Below are 21,904 nucleotides of genomic sequence, written 5' to 3'. Positions count from 1 at the left end.
CGCGCTGGCGCGGTGCGCCAGACACCCATGCAACCTGCACGTCTGCGCCGGCTCTGAAGGGACTGCAAATACAGGCACGGCGCGGCAGGTGTGGCGTCGGGCCAAGTCATGAGGCGCCTACCGCGGGCACCGGCTCAACTTCCAAGCCCTGGTCGCCCGCGCTGTATTCGGTCCGTTGCTGAAGGCGACGGAGACGACGGACGGTGCCGGGTGTCCGGCGCATTGCGCCGGCGCGCAAAGATGTCTGAGCATCGCGAAAGCGATGTGAGTCCTAAAAATTATTTATGGGCGCGTCCCGTCGACGTGAGCATCGGAGTGCACCCGCGAAGCGGGCGCCGAGGACGGGGTCTTTTTCTTGGTTCCTACTTTTGGACAATCAAAAGAAGGGACTCGCACATCAGTGCGAAAACGCCCGGCTAAAGCAGCTCGTGAGCGCGACGACTCAAGCTCTTAGCAACACCCACGAGATGCGGCCGCCGGCCCGACTCACCGATCCGCCGCCTTCTCCAACTGCACCGTCATCCGCGCCACCCGATCCTTCCAGGACTCATTGGTCACCTGAGACGCCACCCGCTCCACCCAGAGCGGGAACCCCAGAGGCGTAAGCCGCGGCGGCTCGGCCAGGCGAATCGATTGATCGCCGATACGCGAGAGGGCCGCGCGCAGGCGATCGATCTCCAGCTCGCGGGCCAGCACTTCGTCACGCGCCTGGGTGAGCAGGCGGTTGTCGGCGTCGTAGCGGGCCAGCACGTCATAGACCAGCCCGCTGGAGGCCTGAACCTGGCGTGCGCTCTTGTTCGCCCCCGGATAACCGGAAAACACCAGCCCGGCGATCCGCGCGATATCGCGAAACGCGTGCTTGGCAAGCTCCGAGGCGTTGAGACAGGTCAATAGATCGTCGACCAGATTATCCGGCGAAAACGCCGCGCGCAGCTCGTCGACCGTGAAATCCACCTTGGAGCGCGTGACCAGCTCAAAGCCGTAATCGTTGACCGAAAACCGGAACGTGGCCTTGTGCATACGGGCCAGCCGCCAGGCCACGAGCGCCGACAGGCCCTCGTGGGCCAGCCGGCCGGCAAAGGGATAGAAGAACCAGTGCCGGCCCTCGCGCGAGGTGACGTGCTCGACCAGCAACTGGTCGGCCGCCGGCAAGGCCGACCAGTTCTTCTGTAGCTCCAGGATGTTTTGAATAGCGGCCAGCTCGGGCGTGTCGTAGCGCCCGTCGCGGGCGGCCTCGAGCAGATCACGAATCGCATCGGCCAGCGTGCCGGTGATGGCCATGCGCCCGCCGCCCCAGCGTGGCACCTGGCGATTCTTGCGGGTGGCGGCTTTCACATAGGCCGTGAGATCGCGTACGCGGGTCAGCTCCAGCAGCCGGCCGGAGAACAGGAACACGTCGCCAGGTTTCAACTGCGCGATGAAGCGCTCCTCGACCGTGCCGATACGCCCGCCTTTCACCCAGCGCACGCTCATGGCGGCGTCCGAGGTGATCGTGCCCATGGTCATGCGATGGCGCCGGGCGATGCGTTTATCGCCCACCGAAAGCTTGCCGTCGGCGCCGATATCCACCCGCCGGAACTCGGGATAGGCCGACAGAGCGGCCCCGCCGCGGGTCACGAAATCCAGCGTCCATTGCCATGCCTCGGGCGTGATATCGCGATAGGCATGGGTATCGACGATCTCGTCGTAGAGATCTTCAGGCGACACGCCCCCGGTTGCGGCGCTCCCCAGCGCACGAGTGACAACATGCTGGGCCAGCACATCGAGCGCGCCGGTCAGCGGCGGGCGGGCCTCCAGCTCGCCGGCCAGCGCTTTCTGGCGGGCAGCGGCGATCTCGACCAGCTCGAAGGCATGGGTGGGCACACACAGGATACGGCTGGGCACGCCCGGGCGATGGCCCGAGCGCCCGGCGCGTTGCAACAGCCGGGCCACGCCCTTGGGGCTGCCGATCTGGATGACCTGATCGACCGGCGAGAAATCCACGCCCAGATCAAGACTCGAGGTAGCCACCACACAGGTCAGCCGGCCGTCAGCGATCATCGCCTCGACCGTATCGCGCAGCTCGCGATCGAGCGAGCCGTGGTGCAGCGCGATCTTGTCGAGCCAATCCGGGCGTGCGCGGATCAGCGCTTGATGCCAGAGCTCGGCCTGGCTGCGGGTGTTGGTGAACAACAGCGTGGTGCGCGCGGCTTCGAGTGCTGCGATCACCGGGGCGACCATCTGCGTGCCCATATGTCCGGCCCAGGGAAACCGGTCGACGGTTTCCGGTAGCAACGCCTCGATCTCGGTCGTGGCGGGCACCGCGCCCCGAATACGGGTGATCGCACGCCCGCCGGTCAGGGCCGAGCCGGCCTCATCCAGATTGGCCAGCGTGGCCGACAGGCCCCAGGTGGCCAGCTTCGGATTGATCGCCCGCAGGCGCGACAGGCCCAGCTCAAGTGCGACGCCGCGCTTGGTCGAGAGCAGCTCGTGCCATTCATCGACGACCACGGTCTGGATGTTGGCAAACATCTTTTCGTGATCGGCATAGGACAACAGCAGATTGAGCGATTCCGGCGTGGTCACCAACGCGCTCGGCAGCTTCTTGCGCTGGCGCTGCTTGACGTGGGATTTGGTGTCACCCGTGCGCCGCTCGACCGACCACGGCAGGCCCAGCTCGGCCGCCGAGCGCTCGAGATGGCCGGTCGTATCCGCGGCCAGCGCCCGCAGCGGCGTGATCCAGAGCACCGTCAGGCCAGGGGTGGTAGTCGTATCGGCGGCGCTCTGCCACCAGGCGTTCACCGCACCAAACCAGGCCGCCAATGTCTTACCGGTGCCCGTGGGCGCGTGGATCAGCCCCGATTGGCCGGCCGCCTGCGCGGCCCAGGCCTCGCGCTGGAAATCAAAGATATGCCAGTCGCGCTCGGCAAACCAGGCCTCGATACGTGGATCGAGGTGCCCCGTATGGGCGTGCTCGACGGCCTCACTCATCGTTCGGTTTTTTCTTGCTCCAGCGCGACGTCATGCCGCGTGCTTTCTCGGCGATCCACGGAAATTTCTTTTCAAACTTGATCAGCTGTTTCTGTACCCAGATCGAATACGGCGCCAGCAGAATGGCCGAGACGATCAGGAACAACACGCCCTGCAGGATCGGCAGCACCAGACCGGCGATGCCCAGAATGAAGAAGACGATACCCGCGCCCACACGCAGATAATCCGTCCAGGTCATATCGACCCAGCGGATACGCTTCAATTCGGGTGTCGGCTCGGGCTTTTGTGTCATGGCTTGATGATGGGGGTTCGTTCGGGTCAGAAAAGACTATTGGAACAATAGCGCATCGTCCTTACACATAACGCTTCAAGAGCGACCCGCTTCGCAAGCGCCAGCGATGCGTCCAAGGGCCGCTACCGGCCTACCGCTTTCTTTTCTTTGCGGCTACGCTGCACATGTGCAGAGTTCGGCGATGTGTAAGGGGGAAACATGCCGCTTTCATGGAACGAGATACGCGATCGGGCGACCGCGTTTGCGCACGCCTGGGCAGACGATATCTACGAGCGTGGCGAGGCACAGACTTTCTGGAACGAGTTCTTCCAGGTCTTCGGGCTGAGCCGCCGTCGGGTCGCCAGCTTTGAAGCGCATGTCAGCAAGCTCACCGGAGCCGATCGGGCTCGCAGCGGCTTTATCGACTGCTTCTGGCCGGGCACGCTCATCGCCGAGCACAAGTCGCGCGGCAAGGATCTGGACTCGGCTTACCTGCAAGCGCTCGGTTATTTCGCCGGTCTTCGGGAACGTGATCTACCTCAATATGTAGTGGTTTCGGATTTTGCCCATATCCGTATTCATGATCTGGACAGCGATACCGCGCACGAATTCCCACTCGCCGAACTACCGCAACAGATCAAGCGCTTTGGCTTCATCGCCGGCTATAAACGACAGATCCTGCGCGCCGAAGACCCGGTCAACGTCAAGGCCGCCGAGCGCATGGGCCGGCTCCACGACACCCTCGAGACCAGCGGCTACGACGGCCACGCGCTTGAAATGCTGCTCGTGCGGCTGCTGTTCTGTCTGTTTGCCGAAGACACAGGTATCTTCCAGCCGGCTCAGGCATTCCGGCAATGGATCGAGGAATGGACAGCCGAAGACGGCAGTGACCTCGGCTCCAAGCTAGCGCACGCCTTTCAGATTCTTAATACACCTGACGAAAAACGCTCGCAGTCGCTCAACGAGCAGCTCGCCGCGTTTCCTTATGTCAATGGTCGGCTGTTCGAAGAAACGCTGCCCATCGCCGCTTTCGATTCGACCATGCGCGACGCGCTGCTCGACGCCTGTGCGCTGGATTGGAGCCAGATTAGCCCGGCCGTTTTCGGCGCCATGTTCCAGTCGATCATGGACAGCGAGGCTCGGCGCAATCTAGGTGCGCACTACACCAGCGAACAGAACATTGAAAAGCTCATCAAACCGCTGTTTCTGGATGAGCTGCGCGCCGAGTTCGAGCGCATCAAACACAACGGCAATCGGTTGTTCGAGTTTCATCAGAAACTGCGCACGCTGACATTTCTCGATCCCGCGTGCGGCTGTGGCAACTTCCTGATCGTAACCTATCGCGCGCTGCGCGAACTGGAGCTGGACGTGCTGCGGGCGGCATCGTCTGGATCGGGCCAGCTGTCGCTCGACGTAGACAACTTCATCAAGATCGACGTCGATCAGTTCTTCGGCATCGAGATCGAGGAATTCCCGGCCCGTATTGCTGAGGTCGCACTCTGGCTTACCGATCACCAGATGAACCTCAAGATCGGCGCGGAATTCGGCGACTACTTCTCGCGTATCCCGCTACGCGCCAAGCCGCATATTCATCATGCCAACGCGCTGCGCATGGATTGGGAAGACGTGATTCCCAAGGAGCGGTTGAGCTATATCCTCGGAAATCCGCCGTTTGGCGGGAAGCAGTTCCAATCCAGCGAACAGAAAGCTGATCTGAGCTGCGTCACCGGCCATATCAAGGGCAACGGAATTCTGGATTTCGTGACCGGGTGGTTCGTGAAGGCCGCTGAGCTGATAGCGCCAAGCGAACGCGACAGCGCAGAGCAAGGCAAGGCAAGGCAAGGCAAGGCAAGTCTGATTCGCTGCGCGTTTGTGTCAACCAATTCCATTGCCCAAGGCGAGCAGGTCAGCGTGCTATGGCCCGACCTGCTCGCGCGAGAATTAAAGATCCAATTCGCGCATCGTACCTTTCGATGGACGAACGAAGCACGCGGCAAGGCCGCCGTGCATTGCGTAATCGTCGGCTTCGGTTGCGCCGATTTGCGACAAAAAACAATTTTCGAATACGACGATATCGGCGGCACGCCGCAGGCTCGACCGGCGAAGAACATCAATTCTTATCTCGTAGATGCACCAGATGTCGTGATACGGAATCGGCGTCGGCCAATATGCGATGTTCCAACTATTGCGTTTGGCAGCATGCCAAACGACGGTGGACATCTTTCTCTGAATTCCGCCGAGAAGGATGACCTTATTGCGCAAGAGCCGGAATCAGCACGATGGATCAGACCATTTCGAGGAAGCCGTGAGTTCATTAATGGTATCGAGCGCTGGTGTCTTTGGTTGGTTGATTTGCCGCCGGGAACGCTGAATCAACTGCCTTTGGTCAAACACAGGGTTGAGGCAGTTAAGTCGCATCGCTTAGCGAGTAATCGTCGCGGTACTCAAGACTTAGCGCGAACGCCAACGCTTTTTGCAGAGCGTCGCCAGCCGAGCGCTGCGTACTTGCTCGTACCAAGAGTCTCGTCAGAGCGGCGCATCTATGCACCTATAGGCCAAATAGGGTCGAATGTAATCGCCAGCGACGCAGCGCTTACGATCAGTGATGCCACGCTATTCGGCTTCGGTATTATGAATTCGAGCATGCATAATGCCTGGATGCGCTATACCTGCGGTCGCCTCAAAAGCGATTTCCGTTACTCCGCTGGCCTCGTCTACAACAACTTCCCTTGGCCGCAAGATGTATCAGGCGCCAAACGTGAGACCGTGGAGCAAGCCGCGCAAGTCGTACTCGACGCTCGCGCTTCGTTCCCTGATTCTACGCTAGCCGATCTCTACGATCCGCTCACCATGCCCCCCGCGCTGCTCAAGGCGCATCGCAAGCTCGACAAGGCCGTGGATTCGGCCTACGGCCGCCGCACGTTTGCCGGCGATGCCGAACGCGTGGCGTTTCTGTTCGAGGAATATGCTCGGCTAAGCAGTCTGCTGGATCAGCCGAAGCCCAAGCGTCGCCGGACCAGAGCCGGTTGACGTGGATAACCTGCGTTATTTGAAGGCGGGCTACCAACCGCCCCGCGCATCGACCACGCTGTTGCGTGGTTTCGCGATCAACATGGCGCAGAAGTTCAGCGTGTCCCACGAGCATATGCTGTGCTGTCTACTCGCCGAAGGGCTGCAACAGCTCCGTCTGAATCTGCTGACCGGTGATATGCAGCCGGCGCATTTTGATTGTTATCGCAACCGCTGCTTGACCGATCGCGTGGCAGACAATACTCGTTTTCTGCTCTGGCGTTTTCCGCACGTCACGTTTGTGCAGGCAGAACTGGTCTGCAACATCGTGGACTCGAATCCTCGCCGGATAGAAACACGGGTGCTGTTCGCGGCCGATGATGGTCGTATGTGGCGTGGTGGTATTGGCGAGGGCGCATCGCGAGCGCCGGCACATCAGTGGCTTCTCGACTGATTGAGCCAGCCCATTTGTCCTCGAGTGATTTCGAGGCCGTCATGCACCCGCTGTTTGTCGTTTAACGTTATTCGTTATACCTTAGCCCGCATGATTTCCAGCTTCCGCTGCACGGATACTCAAACCCTGTTCGAGCGTGGCAAGTCTCGGCGGTTTGCGAATATCGCGAGAGTCGCTACGCGCAAGCTCGTGCAACTGGACAGCGCGCTGGAACTACGTGATCTGGCCTGGCCACTGGGCAATCGACTCGAGGCGCTGAGCGGTGACCGCGCCGACCAGCACAGTATTCGGATCAACGATCAATTCCGGCTGTGTTTTGTTTGGACCGGCGAACACGCCGAAAACGTGCAAATTGTGGACTACCACTAATAGAGGTGTGACATGTTCAAAAACAGAATGCGCCCAATACATCCCGGCGAAATCCTGCGCGAGGATTTTCTGCTGGAGGTCGGCATGAGCGCCAATGCGCTGTCCAGGGCATTGAAGGTGCCTGCGCCGCGCATCAACGATATCGTGCGCGAGCGTCGCGGCGTAACCGCCGATACGGCGCTACGCCTGGCCCGCTATTTCAACACCACCCCGCAGTTCTGGCTAAATCTACAAACAACCTACGAATTGAGACGTGCCGAAATCGCCGTGGGTAAGCAGATCGACATTGAGGTAGCGGTTAAAACAGACGCGGCTTAGCAACCTCACGCCGTGCGTCATTCTGATCCCAGCCGCTCGTTCGGCGGCAAGAGCGCTTTCACGCCATCGAGTGTGTCGGCTTCTGCCAACGGCTTGTCGGTACGCCAGCGCGCAATGCGGGGAAAGCGCACGGCGATGCCGGATTTATGCCGGTTCGAGGCCTGGATGCCTTCGAAGTGCAGCTCGAAGACATGGTGTGGCGTGACCGAGCGGACCGGGCCGAAGCGTTCCTTGGTGTTCTTGCGAATCCAGGAATCGACTTGGCGAATTTCTTTATCGGTCAGGCCAGAATAAGCCTTGGCGAACGGCACGAGCTCGTCGCCCTGCCACACGGCGAAGGTGTAGTCGGTAAGCAGGTTGGAGCGCCGCCCGCTGCCCGGTTGGGCATAGAGCAACACGGCATCAATGGCGTACGGATCGATCTTCCATTTCCACCAGTCGCCTCTGACACGGCCCGTACGATACGGCGAGCCGAGACGCTTTAGCACAAAGCCTTCGGTGGCGTATTCGCGCGATTGGTCACGAAGCGCGGCCAGCGCGTCCCAGGAGTCGGCCGCCACCGGCTCGGATAGCGCGATACGATCATCGATATCGGTCAGCAGCCGGACCAGATGATCACGCCGGGCCTCCAGCGGCTGCTCGCGGATGTCCGCACCACCAGCCTCCATGCAGTCGTAGGCGAAAAACCGCACGGGGTGTTTTTTCTGCATGGCCGCTGACGGCTTGAGCCGCCCGATACGTCGCTGTAGACGAGCGAACGGCAAGGGCAGCGGATCGCCGGCTTCCCAGGCCAGAATCTCACCGTCGATGACCGCGCCCTCGGGCAGATGAGCAGCGGCGGCTTCAAGCTCGGGGAAACGTCCTTCCATCAAGTCTTCGCCGCGCGACCAGATATGACATTCACCGGCCCGACGGATGATCTGAGCCCGGATACCGTCCCATTTCCATTCCGCGTGCCAGGCCTCGCGCGGGCCCAGCTCGGAGACGCGCTCGATAGGCGCATCCTCGACCGGCGAGGCCAGAAAGAACGGATACGGCTGGGCCGCATCCTCGCCGCGGTCTTGCGGGTCGATCAGCCGCTCGAAGAAATCAGGCGTGGGCTGCCAGCGGCCCATCAGTCGATGCGCCACACGGGCCGGCTCGATACCGGCGTATTCGGCCAACGCGCGGGTGACCAGGCGGCGCGACACCCCGACGCGAAACGCACCGGTCAACAGCTTGTTCAGGGTAAAACGCGCCTCGGTCGGCAACTCACGCCACCAGCTCAGGAGCTGGGCTTTCTGCGCGGGCTCTGCGGCGTTTTTCAGCGGCAGAATCCGATCCTCGACCCACGCGTGCAAGGGCACGTCCAGCCCGGCATCGCCGGCGCCGATCTCGTCGAGCAGCAGGGTCATGGTTTCGGCCGAATCACCGACCGCGGAATAACTTTCCTGGACCAGCCACATCGGCATATCGATCGCCTCGGCCACCCATTCGCGCAGGCGCGGACCCGGGATCAGGCGCTTGATGCGCCGCCCGCACAGAAACGACACCGCCCACGCCGCGTCGGCCGCCGGCGCGGCGGCGAAATAGTCGCGCATGGCCGCCACCTTGGGGTTGGTGGCCGTGGTGGCGTCCAGCCGCATATAGAGATCGGTGAAATGGCGCATCGATCAGTGCCTGAAGTTGCGCAGATTGCGCCGAAAACAGTATTTGACCGTACACGTCCGACGACCGGTTGGCATCCCCGCGCTAACGATTGTGGCTACAGCGTTAGCGCGCTACGCGCCACGCGCCCTGAAAGCGCCCGTGATAGGCAGCGTCATTGCAGTGTCACCGTCCTATGAATAGCGTCTCCGGGTTCATTTGAATGCCTCGCGACGACGTGCGCCGTGCTTTTCGTCGTGAGCCAAGGAGTTGCGTATGTCCCGCACGACGGCCTCTGACCCGATGTTTGCCAGGCAGCAGGATTTTGGCGACACACCGACCGAGATCCGCCAGACCGATCATTACCAGTACGAATACGTGCATGATTTCGTCGAACGCTGGGACGATCTGATCGACTGGGATGGCCGTGCGGCCAGCGAAGGCAACTTCTTCATCGATGTCTTGAAACGTCACGATTGCCACACGGTGATCGATGCGGCCTGTGGCACCGGCTTTCACTCCGTACAGCTCCTGCGCGCCGGTTTCGACGTGGCCAGCGTGGACGGCAGCCCGCAGATGCTGGCCAAGGCTTTCGAAAATGCCCGCAAACGCGGTCATATTCTCAAGACCGTGCACTCGGACTGGCGCTGGATGACGCGCGACATGGTGGGCCGCTATGACGCCATCATCTGTCTGGGCAACTCGTTCACCCATATCTTCAACGAGCACGACCGGCGTCGCACGCTGGCCGAGTTCTATTCCATGCTCAAGCACGACGGCGTCCTGATCCTGGACCAGCGCAACTACGACGCGCTGCTGGATGGCACCAGCGGTGGGCCAAGCCACAAGTACTACTACTGCGGCGAAGGCGTGTCTGCCGAGCCCGATCACGTCGACGAGGGGCTGGCCCGCTTCAAGTACGAGTTCTCGGACGACGGCTCGGTGTATCACCTGAACATGTTTCCGCTACGCAAAGCCTATGTGCACGACCTGATGCACCAGGTGGGCTTTCAGCGTGTGACCACGTACGGGGATTTCCAGTCCAGCTATCGCGAAGCAGACCCGGATTTCTTCATCCATGTCGCCGAGAAACAGTATCTGGCCGAAGACGAGGACGCGCACGTGAGCGCCGAGGAGCGCACATCGTGAGCCAAACCTATTCCGATGCCGTGCGCACCGCACAGGATTATTACAACAGCGACGACGCCGACAACTTCTATTCGCGCCTGTGGGGCGGCGAGGATATTCATATCGGGCTCTACGAGCACGACGATGAAGACGTCATCCCCGCCAGCCATCGCACCGTGGCGCGTATGGCCGATCTGGTGGCCGATCATCTGGGCGCCGACGCGACCATGCTGGATATCGGTGGCGGCTACGGCGGCTCGGCACGCTATATCGCCGAGCGGTTTGGCGCCCGGGCCGTGTCGTTGAATCTCTCGGAAGTACAGAACGAACGCGGCCGGGGCCAGACCGCCGAGCGCGGTCTTTCGGACCGAGTGAGCATCGTCGACGGGAATTTTGAAAACATCCCTTACGACAACGACAGTTTTGATGTCGTCTGGTCGCAGGACGCCATGCTGCATTCGGGCAACCGCACCCGCGTGCTCGACGAGGCCGTGCGCGTCTTGAAGCCCGGCGGCGTGTTCGTGTTCACCGATCCGATGATGGCCGATGACTGCCCGGACGGCGTGCTGGGCCCGGTGCTGGATCGTATCCAGCTCGAAACCATGGGCTCGCCCGGCTTTTACCAACACGAGCTGGAAGCCCGCGGGCTGGCCCTGCGCGTATTCGAGGAACACACACACCAGATTCCCCGCCACTACGGCGGCATCAAGACCATGCTCGAAGCCCGCGAGGCCGAGCTGGCTGGCAGCGCGATCTCGGATACCTATATCGCCAACATGAAAAACGGCCTGCAACACTGGGTGGATGCCGGCCACGCCGGTCACCTGGCCTGGGGCATTCTGGTCTTCGATAACCCGGCGACCTGATCGCAGGCCGCGACGGGTTTAGTTCTGCCACGCAAAACGGCATAGTCCAGGCATTGGCTTATCGCGTCGGCGCCCACGGCGCGCGGCGTGATCGTAATGACAGGATTGACTATGAGTGATCGTTTTGCCGACAAGACCGTGGTCGTCACCGGTGCCGGCTCGGGTATCGGCGCGGCCGCGGCCAAGCATTTCGTGGCCGAAGGCGCCAACGTCGTGCTGGTCGGGCGTACCCGCGACAAGCTCGAGGATCTGCTGGGTGTGATCGCCGACAAGAACAAGGTGATGATCCACCCGGCCGATGTATCAAAGCCCGACGAGGTCAACACGCTCTTCGAGGCCGTGATCGAGCAGTTCGGCCAGCTTGATGTGCTCGTCAACAACGCCGGCGTGGCCGAGGGCGGCCCCCTTGCCGAGGTCGACGATGAAAGCTGGCGCAAGGTGCTGTCGATCAACGTCGACGGCGTGTTCTATTGCACCCGGGCCGCCATGCCGCATCTCAAAGCCACCGGCGGCTGTGTGGTCAACACCTCGTCCGTATCCGGGCTGGGCGGTGATTGGAACTTCGCCACCTACAACACCAGCAAGGGGGCCGTCTCCAACTTCACACGGGCGGTGGCACTCGACTATCGCGATACCGGCGTGCGCGTGAACGCGGTCTGCCCGAGCCTGACGCGCTCGGATATCACCGAAGACATGTTCGACAACACCGAGCTGATGGCCAAGTTCGCCGAGCGTATCCCCATGGGCCGGGCCGCCGAGGCCGAGGAAGTCGCCGACGTCATCGTCTTTCTGGCCAGCGAGGACGCCCGTTTCGTCAACGGCGTGAACCTGCCCGTCGACGGCGGCCTGTCGGCCTCCAACGGCCAGCCGGCGCTGGGCTGAGACCGGCCGGCCACGGAAAAGATGATCGAATCATTGGGTTCGGTCATCTTTCTTATGTGTTTGCCGATGGCGGGATCGCGCAGCAACAAGCCACTGGCGCATATCAAGTCAACAGACGCAGATCAAGCGCCGCCACACGGGCAAACGAGGCATCGTTGGTGATGAATACCGGGTTCTGACTTAGCGCCAGCGCGGTAGCTGCCTGGATAGCATCCGGTGTTTTCAGCCCCGTGAAGGTGCGCAAATCAGTCGCTCTCGCCAGAACATCGCTGGAAATGGGTGCAATGATGAGATCGGTCCGAGAGAAGAAATGATCATAGCGGGCCAACGTCTCGTCATCGCGCTCGCGTCGCGGCTTGATACGGCACTCGAGTATGCTGAGTTGGCTTATCGCATGTTGTTGATTGGGTTGGTGCAACGCTTCAAGCGTGTCGAAAAGCCGCTCTGCTCAGGGTGATGCGCCCTCAACGAAGTAGATAATCGCGCAGGCATCCCAGAAAATCACGGATTGTCGGACCAATCCCTGCGTTCTTGGGTCATCTGGGCATCGATGTCGGCTTTATCGCGCCGGCCTTGCCAAGGCCGGGATAAAAGCATTTCTTGCATGCTGCCAGGCACTACCTGGGCCGGCGCACATCGATGATCGTCGATGTGTCGTAACCGGTACAAGACGAACGCTTCGACGCTCAAACCGCGTTCAGCGGCCTGACTCGCTAGCATTTGATGCAAGTCGTCCGGCAGTTCAATACTTAAATTCTGCATCGCCTCACTCATGCGATTAGAGCAGTCAGATTACCATCCTCGCTGCATAAAAAAGCCCGGCAAATCATTTGCCGGGCTTTTTTGTAAGGGCCTGTCTTGCCGAGATCAGGCGGTTTCTTCCAGCCCGGCGTTGTTCTGGTCGAACACGCGATCGGCCCGATAAGAGCTGCGGACCAGCGGACCGGAGACGACTTCCAGAAAGCCTCGGGCCAGGCCCCACTGCCGGTATTTCTTGAAATCGGCCGGCGGCACGTAACGATCGATCGGCAGGTGATTGACCGTCGGGCGCAGGTACTGGCCGAACGTGACGATATCCACGCCGATAGCGGCCAGATCATCCAGCACCTGGGCGATCTCGTCCTCGGTCTCGCCCAGGCCCAGCATGACGCTGGTCTTGGTGAGCACGTCGGGATTGTGTTTCTTGGCGTGGGCCAATACATCCAGCGTCTGTTGATAGCCGGCCCGGGCATCGCGCACATAGTGCGTCAAACGCTCGACGGTCTCGATGTTCTGGGCGAACACTTCCAGGCCGGAATCCACGACGGTTTCGACGTGGGCGTTCACGCCCGAGAAATCCGGGGCGAGTGCCTCCACGCGCACCGCCGGCGTGCGACGCTTGATGGCGGCCACGCAATCGGCATAGTGCTGGGCACCGCCGTCGCCCAGGTCATCGCGATCGACCGAGGTGAGCACGATATAATTCAGGCCCATGATCTCGACCGAATCCGCGCAGTGCTCGGGCTCGTCGGCGTCCAGCCAGCCGTGCGGGTTGCCGGTATCCACCGCGCAGAAGCGACAGGCACGGGTACAGGTGTCGCCCATGATCATGATCGTGGCGGTGCCGTGGCTCCAGCACTCGCCAATGTTCGGGCACATGGACTCTTCACACACCGTGGCCAGCTTGTGCTTGCGCACGTTGGCCTTGACCTCGGCGTATTCACCGCCGGAGGGCAAGCGCGCGCGCAGCCAATCCGGCTTGCGCCCGATCGGCACCGAAGAGGCTTTCTTGGATGCCTTCATGCCGTTCTTGATCGCCCGCGTGCCGTTGGGCTTTTGTACCTTGGAACCGGTGACCACCGGTATTCCCTTGAAGTCACTCATGATGGCCTCGATTGGTCATGCGGCTATCGATGGAGTCTTATCTTATCACCGACCTGTGGTTATCTACGTGAGGGCCGAGCCGGACGGTTGCAAGCCGCGGCGTTCGGCGATCACTCAGCTTCAAGACGCTACGCTCTCGTACTTCGTGACTGCTTGCGATACTCGGCATGACCCAAACCCGCGCGCCTGACACGCCATCGCCGGCCGGCCGGCTCGAACGCCTGGTCTCGCGGTGTGCCGACAGCCGTCTCGGGCGCTTTGTGCTGCGCTGGCGTCGTTTTCTGCCGGTCGTGTCGTTCGCGCTGGGGCTGGGCAGTTATTTTCTGGTCCAGCGCCAGCACGCCCTGGCCCAATGGCTGACGGTGCTGATGCTGGTCGGCTGGGTGGCCCTGTTGTTCGAGGGCCTGCTGCATCGCGCCCTGGCCCGTCTGCTGGGCGACCGGCTCCCGACACTGGCCGTGCGGTTTGCCACCCAGGCGCTGCATCAGGAGACGCTGTTCTTCGTGCTGCCGTTCTTCCTGGCAAGCACGACATGGGGCTCGCCGCAGTGTCTGTTCACCCTGTTGATCATCGCGGCTGCCGTCGCCTCGGCGATCGACCCGCTGTATTACGACGTCATCGCCGGGCGTCGATCGCTGTTTTTCGGCTACCACGCCTTCACGTTGTTCGTGGCCCTGCTGGCCGCCGGGCCGATCATCGGCTCGATGACCACGGGCACCACGATCGCCCTGGCATCGATCATCACCGGCGCCTGTGCCCTGCCCAGCTTCAACGACGTGATCCGCATGCGTCACTGGAGCCGCTGGTTGTTGATGGCCGCGCTGTCGGTCGCCCTGGCGGGCACGGCCTGGGGCGCACGCTACTGGATTCCGCCGGCCACGCTGTCGGCCAAGCGCATGGTCATCACCGCACAGATGGATACATCCGCCCGTGATCCCGGCCGCGATCATGCCCGCTTTGCCCCGGACGCCCTGACCGCCGACGGGCTGTATGCGTTTTCGGCGATCAAGGCACCGCGCGGGCTGAAACAACAGATCTTTCATGTCTGGTCACATGAAGGCCAGGAAGTCGATCGCATCCCGCTGGATATCGAGGGCGGCACCCGTGAGCAGGGTTATCGGGCCTGGAGCCACAAGATGGCACTCGGCGCCGACCCGGCCGGGCATTGGAAAGTCGACGTGATCACCGACGACGGCCAGCTCATCGGCACCGAGCACTTCGTGGTGGGTGACGCGCCGCGCTCGGCCGGCCAGGTGGTGTCGGAGCAGATCAACGGGATTCGGCGCGCGATTGCAAGCTGGCACCTGTTTTAACCGCCAGGCAGCTTTGGCAATCGGCGTATACCGGCCTCGAGGCTGGCCAGGCTGCGCGCGGCCACCACGCGATCGACGTGGGGGCTTTCATGTTGAGGGCCCGCGGCACTGGCGAAATAATCCGGGTGATCGGCCAGCGGATCGAGCCAATAGAGCGCGCCGGATCGTCGCGCCAGCTGGCCCAGCGCGGCCTCTCGCACGGCGTCGTCGCCGGCATCCCAACCGTCGGAGACGATCAGCGCGACGGTGTGACGATCGATCATCCGCCCGGGGCGGGCCAGGGTTTCGGCCAGGGATTCACCGATGCGCGTGCCACCACCCGTGACAGGCCTGGCTCGGCTGGTAGCAGCCGCCCGGTCGGCAAATGTCACGATATCCACGCCGTGAAAACAACGCGCCAGGCCATCCACGAAGGCCAGTGCGAGCGCGCTGTACTGGCGCATGGAATGGCTGACGTCGGCGAATACAAACAGTCGCAGGCGCCGACGTGCGGCGCGCGCATGCACAAAGCCACCCAGCTCGCCGCCACGGCGCAGGCTGGCGCGCAGCGTCGCCGGCCAGTCGATCGTCTGCTGCCCGCGCGTCTGCAATCGGCGATGGCGCGCGCGTGCCAGGCGCTGGCCGGCCCGGCGGGCCAGCACACGCGTGGCCGCCCGGTCAGCGGCCGACAGGTCAGCATAATCAGCGGCGGGCTCGGGCCCGCGCGCAGCCGCGCCGCGGGCCTCTTGTTCATCGCTGTCCTGAGCACGCAAGGCACGCGTTGCCCCGGTCGCAGGCGCGCTAGTGCCGCTGGCACGACGTGTCGTCGCGGCCGGCGTGTCGTCATCGGGGGCCGCTTCGACCGCGGGTTCGGCGATCGGCTGGAACCAGAAGCGCTCGAAGACCGCATCGAACGTCGCCCGGTCGTTGGCTCGGCGTACCAACACCGCCGCCAGAGCGGCCTGTACGCGCGTGACCGGCTGTACGCCGAGGATCTCGAGCACCCGCAGGGCATCACCGGCCTCACCGCTGCCGATATCCAGCCCGGCCGCGCGCAGGCGCTGGGTGAAGACGGCCATGGCCGGGGGCATCGCCCAGCGCGGGCCGACGGGCGCGCTCACGCCGGCTCGTCGATCAGCGCGTGCCAGTGCGTGCGCAGGGCTTGGATATCGGCCGGGTCTTTGACCAGGGCGGCCAGCGTGGTGGGCACACGCTCGTGGGCCAGATCGCTGGCCCCGACGGTAATCATGGCCCGGGCCCAGTCCAGTGATTCCGACAACCCCGGCTGCTTGGCCAGATCGAGGCCGCGCACCCGCGCCAGAAACCGGCTGATCTGCTCGGCCAGCGCATGCTCGATATCCGGCAGCCGGGCCTTGAGCACGCGGGTTTCGTGTGCCGCGCTGGGATAATCGATCCAGGCATACAGACAGCGCCGGCGCAGCGCATCCGACAGCTCCCGGCTGCGATTACCCGTCACGATGACGATCGGCGGCGTCGCCGCGGTTACCGTGCCGTACTCGGGAATACTGATCTGCCAGTCCGAGAGTGCTTCCAACAACAGAGCCTCGAAGGCTTCGTCCGCGCGGTCCAGCTCGTCGATCAAGAGCACCGCGCGTTGGGCGCTGGCGAGTGCCGCCAGCACCGGGCGTTGCAGCAGATAGCGATCGCTATAGAGCGTGTTCTCATCGATGGCAGTGTCGCCCGCCTCGGCCAGACGGATCGCCATGAACTGGCGCGGATAATCCCAGTCATAAAGCGCATGGCCGGCATCCAGGCCTTCGTAGCACTGCAGGCGGTGCAACGACGTCTCCATCGCTTGGCTGATGGCCGCCGCGACTGCGGTCTTGCCGACCCCGGCCGGGCCTTCGATGAGGATCGGGCGCGCGAGCGCGGCGGCCAGATAGACCGCCGTGGCCAGCTCATCGTCGATGATATAGCCGGTATCCGCCAGCGCCTGTGTGAGCGTATCCGGGCTATCGAAGACCATGCTCATGCCTGCCTCATGACTCGGGCAGCTGGCCGGCCTGGCGCAGGGCCGCGGTGACAATTCGTGCCTGTAGGCGGGTTTTGATATCGCCGGGGTTGGCCAGGCCCATCCGCTCTAGATGGGCAGCGGCAGCACGCCGATCAGCGGTATACGACATCGCCCCACGGGCCATCCCGGCCGCCATCGCGGGCTTGGACTGGCCGGCAAAGCCTTTTAACGCGCCAATCAGCGTATCTTCGATCGCGGTGAAGTCGCTGCCGTAGGGATAACGCGGCCAGCCGGCCGCCGTGCCGGTCTCGGCGAAGACCTGGCCCAGCCAGGCCGGCGTATTGCGCCGAGCCCGCTCGGGGATCACATAGTCCTTGGAGAGCTTGCCGGCCGCCACGGCGGTTTCGCGCAAGGTGTCCTGAAACTCGGCGTCGGCGATCTCGATCAGCGCGATGGCGATGGCCTCGTCGGTGGCCCCGCGCAGATCGGCCACGCCGTATTCGGTGATCACGATATCGCGCAGGTGGCGCGGGATCGTGTTGTAGCCGTAATGCGCTACGATATTCGACTCGCGCCCGTTGGCGCCGGCGCGCGTGGCGCGAATACATAGAATCGAGCGGGCATCGGCCAGCTCATGCGCCTGGGCCACGAAGTTGTATTGCCCGCCCACTCCGGAGAGCACGCGCCCGTCCTCCAGGCCGTCGGCGGCCACGGCGCCGTCCAGGCTGGCCTTGATGGCGGTGTTCACGAACCGTGCCTTGACCCGTTGGGCACGCTTGAGCGGCTCGTTGCCATAAAGCTGGTTGATCTCGCCCACGCTGGTCATATGAAACAGCTCGCGCTCGTCGTCTGACAAATCACGCAGGCGCTCATAGAACGCGCTCGGCCCGAGAAAGAACCCGCCGTGGACCAGCGTGGCCCCGGCCAGCGTATCGCCCAGCGCGTGCTCGGCGAGTGCGGCGCGGCTTTCAGCGTCTGATAGATCAACGGCGAGCAGCCGATCCACGCCGGGCACGGCCAGCCGGCCGGCCTGCCACTGCACGTCGGCACGCAGTACGCCGAGCGTCTTCAGCCAGGCGACATCGGCCTCGGTCAAGGGATTGTCGATCGCGCCCGCCTCGTGCAACGCATCCAGACTGGCCAGAGACACATGCGGCGACAGACGGCCCGCGTTGAGCAGGGTCTGCACATGCAAGTCATCATAGACCGGGCGCGTGATCACCCCAGCGCGATAGAGATGCAGGTACGCATCGACCAGCATTTCCGTACAGCCATACAGGCCGGTGGAAAACGCCGCGGTGCCCGCGTAGCGCTCGATCAAAGCGCGCTCGGCCGGGCCGGGCCCCAGCGTCTCGATGAGCCGGCAAAAGACATCGTTATGGTTGTGGCGCAGATCACAGCACCAGGCGATGGCGTCCGACAGGCTGCCGATTCCGATCTGGAGCGTGCCGCCATCGGCCAGCAGACCGGTCACACGCGCGGCGATCGCATAGTCGGCGGTGGCCACCGGCGCGGCCGGCGCACCGAAGGGCTTGAAATCCGCGGCCGGGCCTTCGAACAGCCCGTCGATACGTGAGCGCTCGACCAGCGCACTACGCGTCATCGTGGGCAGGCGCGTGTTGAGCTGGCCGACCACCAGCGGGGCCTTGCCAGCCGCGCGCATGGTCTCGATCACCGGCATGAGATCGAGCGTGACGTCGGTGTTGCAGGACAGCGAGACCGTGTCGTCGGTGGTGCCGGGGGCGACCATCTGCATCAGCACGTTCACGCCGGCATCCAGCAGGTCGCGGGCCGCATGGGTGTAGTTGACCGAGCGATAATGGCGCTGGGCATAAGGGCTGGCCAGCAGCGCACCGGGCTGAAAGAAGAACTCCGAGACCGTGATATTGGCCGGCACCGTGTCGGCCATGACATCGGCCATGTAATCCAGGCCCGGATAATCCTCGAACACGCGTTCGACGATCGGATCCATCAAGCGGGCCTCGAGATCCGAGGCCGCGCTCGGCGGCGTCAACGACAGCGCGGTGATGATCGTCAGATCGAGGCTGGCATCGGCCTTGGCGCGTTGATACAGGGCGTTGAGCAGCGTGGCCGGCTTGCCCAGGCCCAGCGGTGCGCCGACACACAGCGTCTTGCCCGCATGCGCGATCAGCCAGTCGATACAGGCCTCGGCCTCATCGAATACGGCGGGCTCGCGCGCGCCGCTCATCGCGTGCGATCCCCATCGACCGGGCGTCGCCGTTTGGCATGGCCATACTGATCGACATAGGCCTTGGGCACCTTGACGGTCAAGGCGCCGGGCAACACCCGGAACGTGGCTGGTGTTTCGGTCTTGATCTCGCCGTCGGTATTGATCTGCATCACACGATCGGTGGTGATCTCGAACGCCTCGCCTTCGAGCAGCTGCACGCCCTGAATCGACTTGTCCGGCCCGCGCACGAGCGAGGGCAGCATGCGCAGCAGCGCGCCCGGGCGATGCGGTTTCAGGCTGTAGAGATCCAGCGTGCCGTCGTCGAGCGCGGCATCACTGGAGACCGCCAGCCCGCCGCCGAAGTATCGACCGTTACCCACCGCGATCTGGATCGAGTGCAGCCGGTGCGACTCACCGCGACAGACCACGTCGGCGCCAAACGGCTTGGTATCGCGAAACGCGGCATAAACGTTGGAAACATAACCCAGCGCGCCCAGCCATTTCTTGGCTGTGTCCGAGCGATATTCACAGGCCCGTACGGCCAGCCCGATACTGGCCACATTCAAGAAATACACATCGTTGCAGTGGCCGAGATCGATGCCGTAATCCGTGCCCTCGACCACGTTGCGACAGGCCGCGGCCAGATCAGTGGGAATCATCAACGTGCGGGCGAAATCGTTAGCCGTACCTAGCGGCAGCACGGCCATGGGCATCTCGATATCCGCCACGGCCTTGGCCGCCAGGTTGAGCGTGCCATCGCCGCCGCCCAGCACAATGACGTCAAAATCGCGCCCGCGATCGCGGATCTCGTCGGGCAGCTCGTCCGGGGACGAGAAATCGCCACGCGTCACGTCCACGTCGAGATCGGCCAGGTGATTCGCGGCCGTCTCGGCATCTGCCTCGCCCTGACGCGAATGTTGATTGATCAGCAGTAGCGCACGCAGAACCGTCTCCCGAGATCGTTGTTGTCGTTTGCCCGGAACCTAGGCTATCGCGCCCGCCGGGACTATCCGGATCATTACCCGCCGTACTTTGATGCGCGATGAACAGTCACGCCCCGCCGGGGCTGGCCTGTGTCGCGATACTGGCTCAAAGTGGTGGGCATCATCAGTCAAAGTCAGCATACCCCATGAACACGTTCGTCAATCGCATGATCCGGGCGGCCAAACTCGACGCCGCGCTCTATGAATCCGTCGAGCACGATAAAAGCGCAACCGCGCAGGCGGCCGGCGTGGTGGTGCTCGCCTCGTTGGCCGCCGGCATCGGCGTGGTCGGCCAGCTCGGCTTCGGCGGGCTGATCGCGATCTCGTTGTCGGCACTGATCAGCTGGGTGATATCGGCGGCCATCATCTGGTTTGTGGGCACCAAGCTGCTGGCCCAGCCACAGACCGAGGCTGATATCGGTCAACTGCTGCGCACGATGGGCTTTGCCGCCGCGCCGGGCGTGCTGCGCGTGTTCGAGATCATCCCGCTGCTCGGGGCGATCGTGGGTCTGGTCGTCTGGGTCTGGATGCTGGCCACGCTGGTCGTGGCCGTGCGCCAGGCGCTGGACTACGACAACACGGGCCGGGCAATCGCGGTATGCCTGATCGGCTGGGTGATCCAGATCGTGATCGCCGGCCTGCTGGGCGGCCTGTTGTTCTACGGCGGCGACAACCCGGGCATGACCGGCGGCGCGATCTAAACTCGCGCCGCGGCAGCGGCGGCGGCGGCGAAATAACCGTCGATCAGCCGGCGTTGCCGCACCGCCCCCTCGGCCTGCATGAGCGCCGTGGCGGTTGCGATATGCGCCGGCCGGCGCTCGAGCAGCCAGGCGATATGCTTGCGTGCGATACGCACGCCCTGATCCTCGCCGTAGAAATCATGGATCTGCTCGATCAGGCCCAGCAGCCATTCGCACTCGGTGGCCAGATCCGGGGCCGCGGGCACGCCACGCCCGGCCAGCGCGGCCGCGATCTGGCCGAACAGCCACGGCCGGCGACAGGCCGCGCGACCGATCATCAGGCCGTCGGCGCCGGTGGCCTGCTTCACGGCCAACGCCTTGGCCGGGCTGTCGATATCGCCGTTGGCCCAGACCGGGATCGAGACCGCAGCCTTGACCGCGGCGATCGTGTCGTACTCGGCGATCCCCTGATAGTGCTGATCGCGTGTGCGTCCGTGCACGGCCAGCGCGGCGATGCCGGCCTGCTCGGCGTAGCGGGCAATACGCGGCGCGTTGATGCGATCCGCGCTCACCCCGGTGCGCATCTTCAGCGTGACCGGCACGGGCGAGGCTGCAACCACGGCTTCGAAGATATGCGCGGCCCGGTCGGCATCGGCCATGAGCGCCGAGCCGGCAGCTTTGCGACAGACTTTTTTCGCCGGGCAACCGAAATTGATATCGATGATATCGGCTCCGGCGTCGGCATTGACCCGGGCCGCCTCGGCCAGATCGCCCGCATCGCCGCCGGCGATCTGCACGATCCTGGGGCTGGGCTCGCCGGAAAAATCGAGCCGCTTCATCGATTTGCGGGTCGCGCGCAGGCCCGGCTGCGATGACACCATCTCACCGGTGGTCATCGCCGCCCCCAGCACGCGGCAATGCTTGCGAAACACACGATCGGTCACACCGGCCATGGGCGCCAGTGCGAGTCCCTGGGCGAACACGAAACGATCAATCTGCATGCCCGAAATTATACGCCGTGCCCGCC

Annotated in this window: 19 protein-coding genes and 1 pseudogene; 9 read left to right on the top strand and 11 right to left on the bottom strand. The window is 63.3% G+C overall.

Translation table 11 applies throughout. The annotated features are described in order from the left end of the window. Positions 1 to 486: 486 nt before the first annotated feature. On the bottom strand, positions 487 to 2,970 hold the full coding sequence (locus tag SAJA_RS11615) for a ligase-associated DNA damage response DEXH box helicase (protein ID WP_123658841.1): 2,484 nt from the start codon (positions 2,968 to 2,970) through the stop codon (positions 487 to 489). Next, positions 2,963 to 3,262, bottom strand: a complete 300-nt coding sequence (locus SAJA_RS11610; RefSeq protein ID WP_123658840.1) for a YbaN family protein — start codon at positions 3,260 to 3,262, stop codon at positions 2,963 to 2,965. Before SAJA_RS11610 ends, SAJA_RS11615 begins: the two co-directional genes overlap by 8 nt. Before the next feature lie 198 nt (positions 3,263 to 3,460). Between SAJA_RS11610 and SAJA_RS11605 the strand changes: the two genes are divergently transcribed. The 4 genes from SAJA_RS11605 to SAJA_RS11590 all read left to right on the top strand — a co-directional run bounded on the left by SAJA_RS11605 (position 3,461) and on the right by SAJA_RS11590 (position 7,391). Then, positions 3,461 to 6,271: a DNA methyltransferase gene (locus SAJA_RS11605; protein ID WP_123658839.1), complete on the top strand. Its 2,811-nt coding sequence runs from the start codon at positions 3,461 to 3,463 to the stop codon at positions 6,269 to 6,271. Position 6,272: 1 nt separating this feature from the next. After that, the gene (locus SAJA_RS11600) at positions 6,273 to 6,704 is read left to right on the top strand and encodes a hypothetical protein (RefSeq protein ID WP_123658838.1); all 432 of its coding nucleotides are present in this window, start codon (positions 6,273 to 6,275) and stop codon (positions 6,702 to 6,704) included. A 90-nt stretch (positions 6,705 to 6,794) separates the two neighbouring features. Continuing rightward, the gene (locus SAJA_RS11595) at positions 6,795 to 7,073 is read left to right on the top strand and encodes a type II toxin-antitoxin system RelE/ParE family toxin (RefSeq protein WP_123658842.1); all 279 of its coding nucleotides are present in this window, start codon (positions 6,795 to 6,797) and stop codon (positions 7,071 to 7,073) included. 12 nt (positions 7,074 to 7,085) lie between these two features. Continuing rightward, on the top strand, positions 7,086 to 7,391 hold the full coding sequence (locus tag SAJA_RS11590; protein ID WP_123658837.1) for a HigA family addiction module antitoxin: 306 nt from the start codon (positions 7,086 to 7,088) through the stop codon (positions 7,389 to 7,391). Positions 7,392 to 7,408: 17 nt separating this feature from the next. On the opposite strand, the gene SAJA_RS11585 is transcribed toward SAJA_RS11590, so the two are convergent. Then, positions 7,409 to 9,040 carry an ATP-dependent DNA ligase gene (locus SAJA_RS11585; protein WP_123658836.1) on the bottom strand — a complete coding sequence of 544 codons (1,632 nt, stop codon included), beginning with the start codon at positions 9,038 to 9,040 and terminating at the stop codon, positions 7,409 to 7,411. A 253-nt stretch (positions 9,041 to 9,293) separates the two neighbouring features. Between SAJA_RS11585 and SAJA_RS11580 the strand changes: the two genes are divergently transcribed. The 3 genes from SAJA_RS11580 (at position 9,294) to budC (ending at position 11,893) form a co-directional block, all read left to right on the top strand. Beyond that, positions 9,294 to 10,166 carry a glycine/sarcosine N-methyltransferase gene (locus SAJA_RS11580; protein ID WP_123658835.1) on the top strand — a complete coding sequence of 291 codons (873 nt, stop codon included), beginning with the start codon at positions 9,294 to 9,296 and terminating at the stop codon, positions 10,164 to 10,166. Further along, complete coding sequence (locus SAJA_RS11575) at positions 10,163 to 11,011, top strand: SAM-dependent methyltransferase (RefSeq protein ID WP_123658834.1); 849 nt, start codon at positions 10,163 to 10,165, stop codon at positions 11,009 to 11,011. The genes SAJA_RS11580 and SAJA_RS11575 overlap by 4 nt, the downstream gene beginning before the upstream one ends. A 111-nt stretch (positions 11,012 to 11,122) precedes the next feature. Beyond that, entirely contained in the window at positions 11,123 to 11,893 is a 771-nt protein-coding gene (budC, locus tag SAJA_RS11570; protein WP_123658833.1) for a meso-2,3-butanediol dehydrogenase, read from the top strand. 103 nt (positions 11,894 to 11,996) lie between these two features. On the opposite strand, the gene SAJA_RS11565 is transcribed toward budC, so the two are convergent. From SAJA_RS11565 to lipA, 3 genes are all read right to left on the bottom strand, one after another. Further along, entirely contained in the window at positions 11,997 to 12,311 is a 315-nt protein-coding gene (locus SAJA_RS11565; RefSeq protein WP_123658832.1) for a type II toxin-antitoxin system VapC family toxin, read from the bottom strand. A gap of 83 nt (positions 12,312 to 12,394) precedes the next feature. Continuing rightward, entirely contained in the window at positions 12,395 to 12,667 is a 273-nt protein-coding gene (locus SAJA_RS11560) for a hypothetical protein (RefSeq protein ID WP_123658831.1), read from the bottom strand. 93 nt (positions 12,668 to 12,760) lie between these two features. Further along, the gene (gene lipA, locus SAJA_RS11555) at positions 12,761 to 13,756 is read right to left on the bottom strand and encodes a lipoyl synthase (protein WP_123658830.1); all 996 of its coding nucleotides are present in this window, start codon (positions 13,754 to 13,756) and stop codon (positions 12,761 to 12,763) included. A gap of 167 nt (positions 13,757 to 13,923) precedes the next feature. Between lipA and SAJA_RS11550 the strand changes: the two genes are divergently transcribed. Continuing rightward, positions 13,924 to 15,069: a DUF5924 family protein gene (locus SAJA_RS11550; protein ID WP_123658829.1), complete on the top strand. Its 1,146-nt coding sequence runs from the start codon at positions 13,924 to 13,926 to the stop codon at positions 15,067 to 15,069. On the opposite strand, the gene SAJA_RS11545 is transcribed toward SAJA_RS11550, so the two are convergent. The 4 genes and pseudogenes from SAJA_RS11545 to SAJA_RS11530 all read right to left on the bottom strand — a co-directional run. Next, positions 15,066 to 16,169: a VWA domain-containing protein gene (locus SAJA_RS11545; RefSeq protein WP_123658828.1), complete on the bottom strand. Its 1,104-nt coding sequence runs from the start codon at positions 16,167 to 16,169 to the stop codon at positions 15,066 to 15,068. The two genes, SAJA_RS11550 and SAJA_RS11545, sit on opposite strands and share 4 nt — an antisense overlap. Further along, a complete protein-coding gene (locus tag SAJA_RS11540; protein WP_123658827.1) occupies positions 16,166 to 17,041 on the bottom strand; it encodes an AAA family ATPase in 876 nt (291 codons plus the stop codon). Before SAJA_RS11540 ends, SAJA_RS11545 begins: the two co-directional genes overlap by 4 nt. Before the next feature lie 7 nt (positions 17,042 to 17,048). Further along, positions 17,049 to 19,232: an acetyl-CoA hydrolase/transferase C-terminal domain-containing protein gene (locus tag SAJA_RS11535; RefSeq protein WP_123658826.1), complete on the bottom strand. Its 2,184-nt coding sequence runs from the start codon at positions 19,230 to 19,232 to the stop codon at positions 17,049 to 17,051. Then, a pseudogene (locus tag SAJA_RS11530) lies at positions 19,229 to 20,161 on the bottom strand (lipid kinase); the annotation flags it as partial. The gene SAJA_RS11535 and the pseudogene SAJA_RS11530, both read right to left, overlap by 4 nt. A gap of 182 nt (positions 20,162 to 20,343) precedes the next feature. Between SAJA_RS11530 and SAJA_RS11525 the strand changes: the two are divergent. Continuing rightward, positions 20,344 to 20,898, top strand: coding sequence for a YIP1 family protein (locus tag SAJA_RS11525; RefSeq protein WP_123658824.1), 555 nt, complete (start codon positions 20,344 to 20,346; stop codon positions 20,896 to 20,898). Here SAJA_RS11525 and dusB read toward each other — a convergent pair. Beyond that, a complete protein-coding gene (gene dusB, locus SAJA_RS11520; RefSeq protein ID WP_123658823.1) occupies positions 20,895 to 21,878 on the bottom strand; it encodes a tRNA dihydrouridine synthase DusB in 984 nt (327 codons plus the stop codon). The genes SAJA_RS11525 and dusB overlap by 4 nt on opposite strands. Between the last annotated feature and the right edge of the window lie 26 nt (positions 21,879 to 21,904).

The sequence above is a fragment of the Salinisphaera japonica YTM-1 genome, assembly GCF_003788585.1.
GTDB classification, from domain to species: Bacteria; Pseudomonadota; Gammaproteobacteria; order Nevskiales; family Salinisphaeraceae; genus Salinisphaera; species Salinisphaera japonica.
Note: the sequence above shows the minus strand (reverse complement) of the source record. Positions and strands in the feature narration are given on the sequence as shown.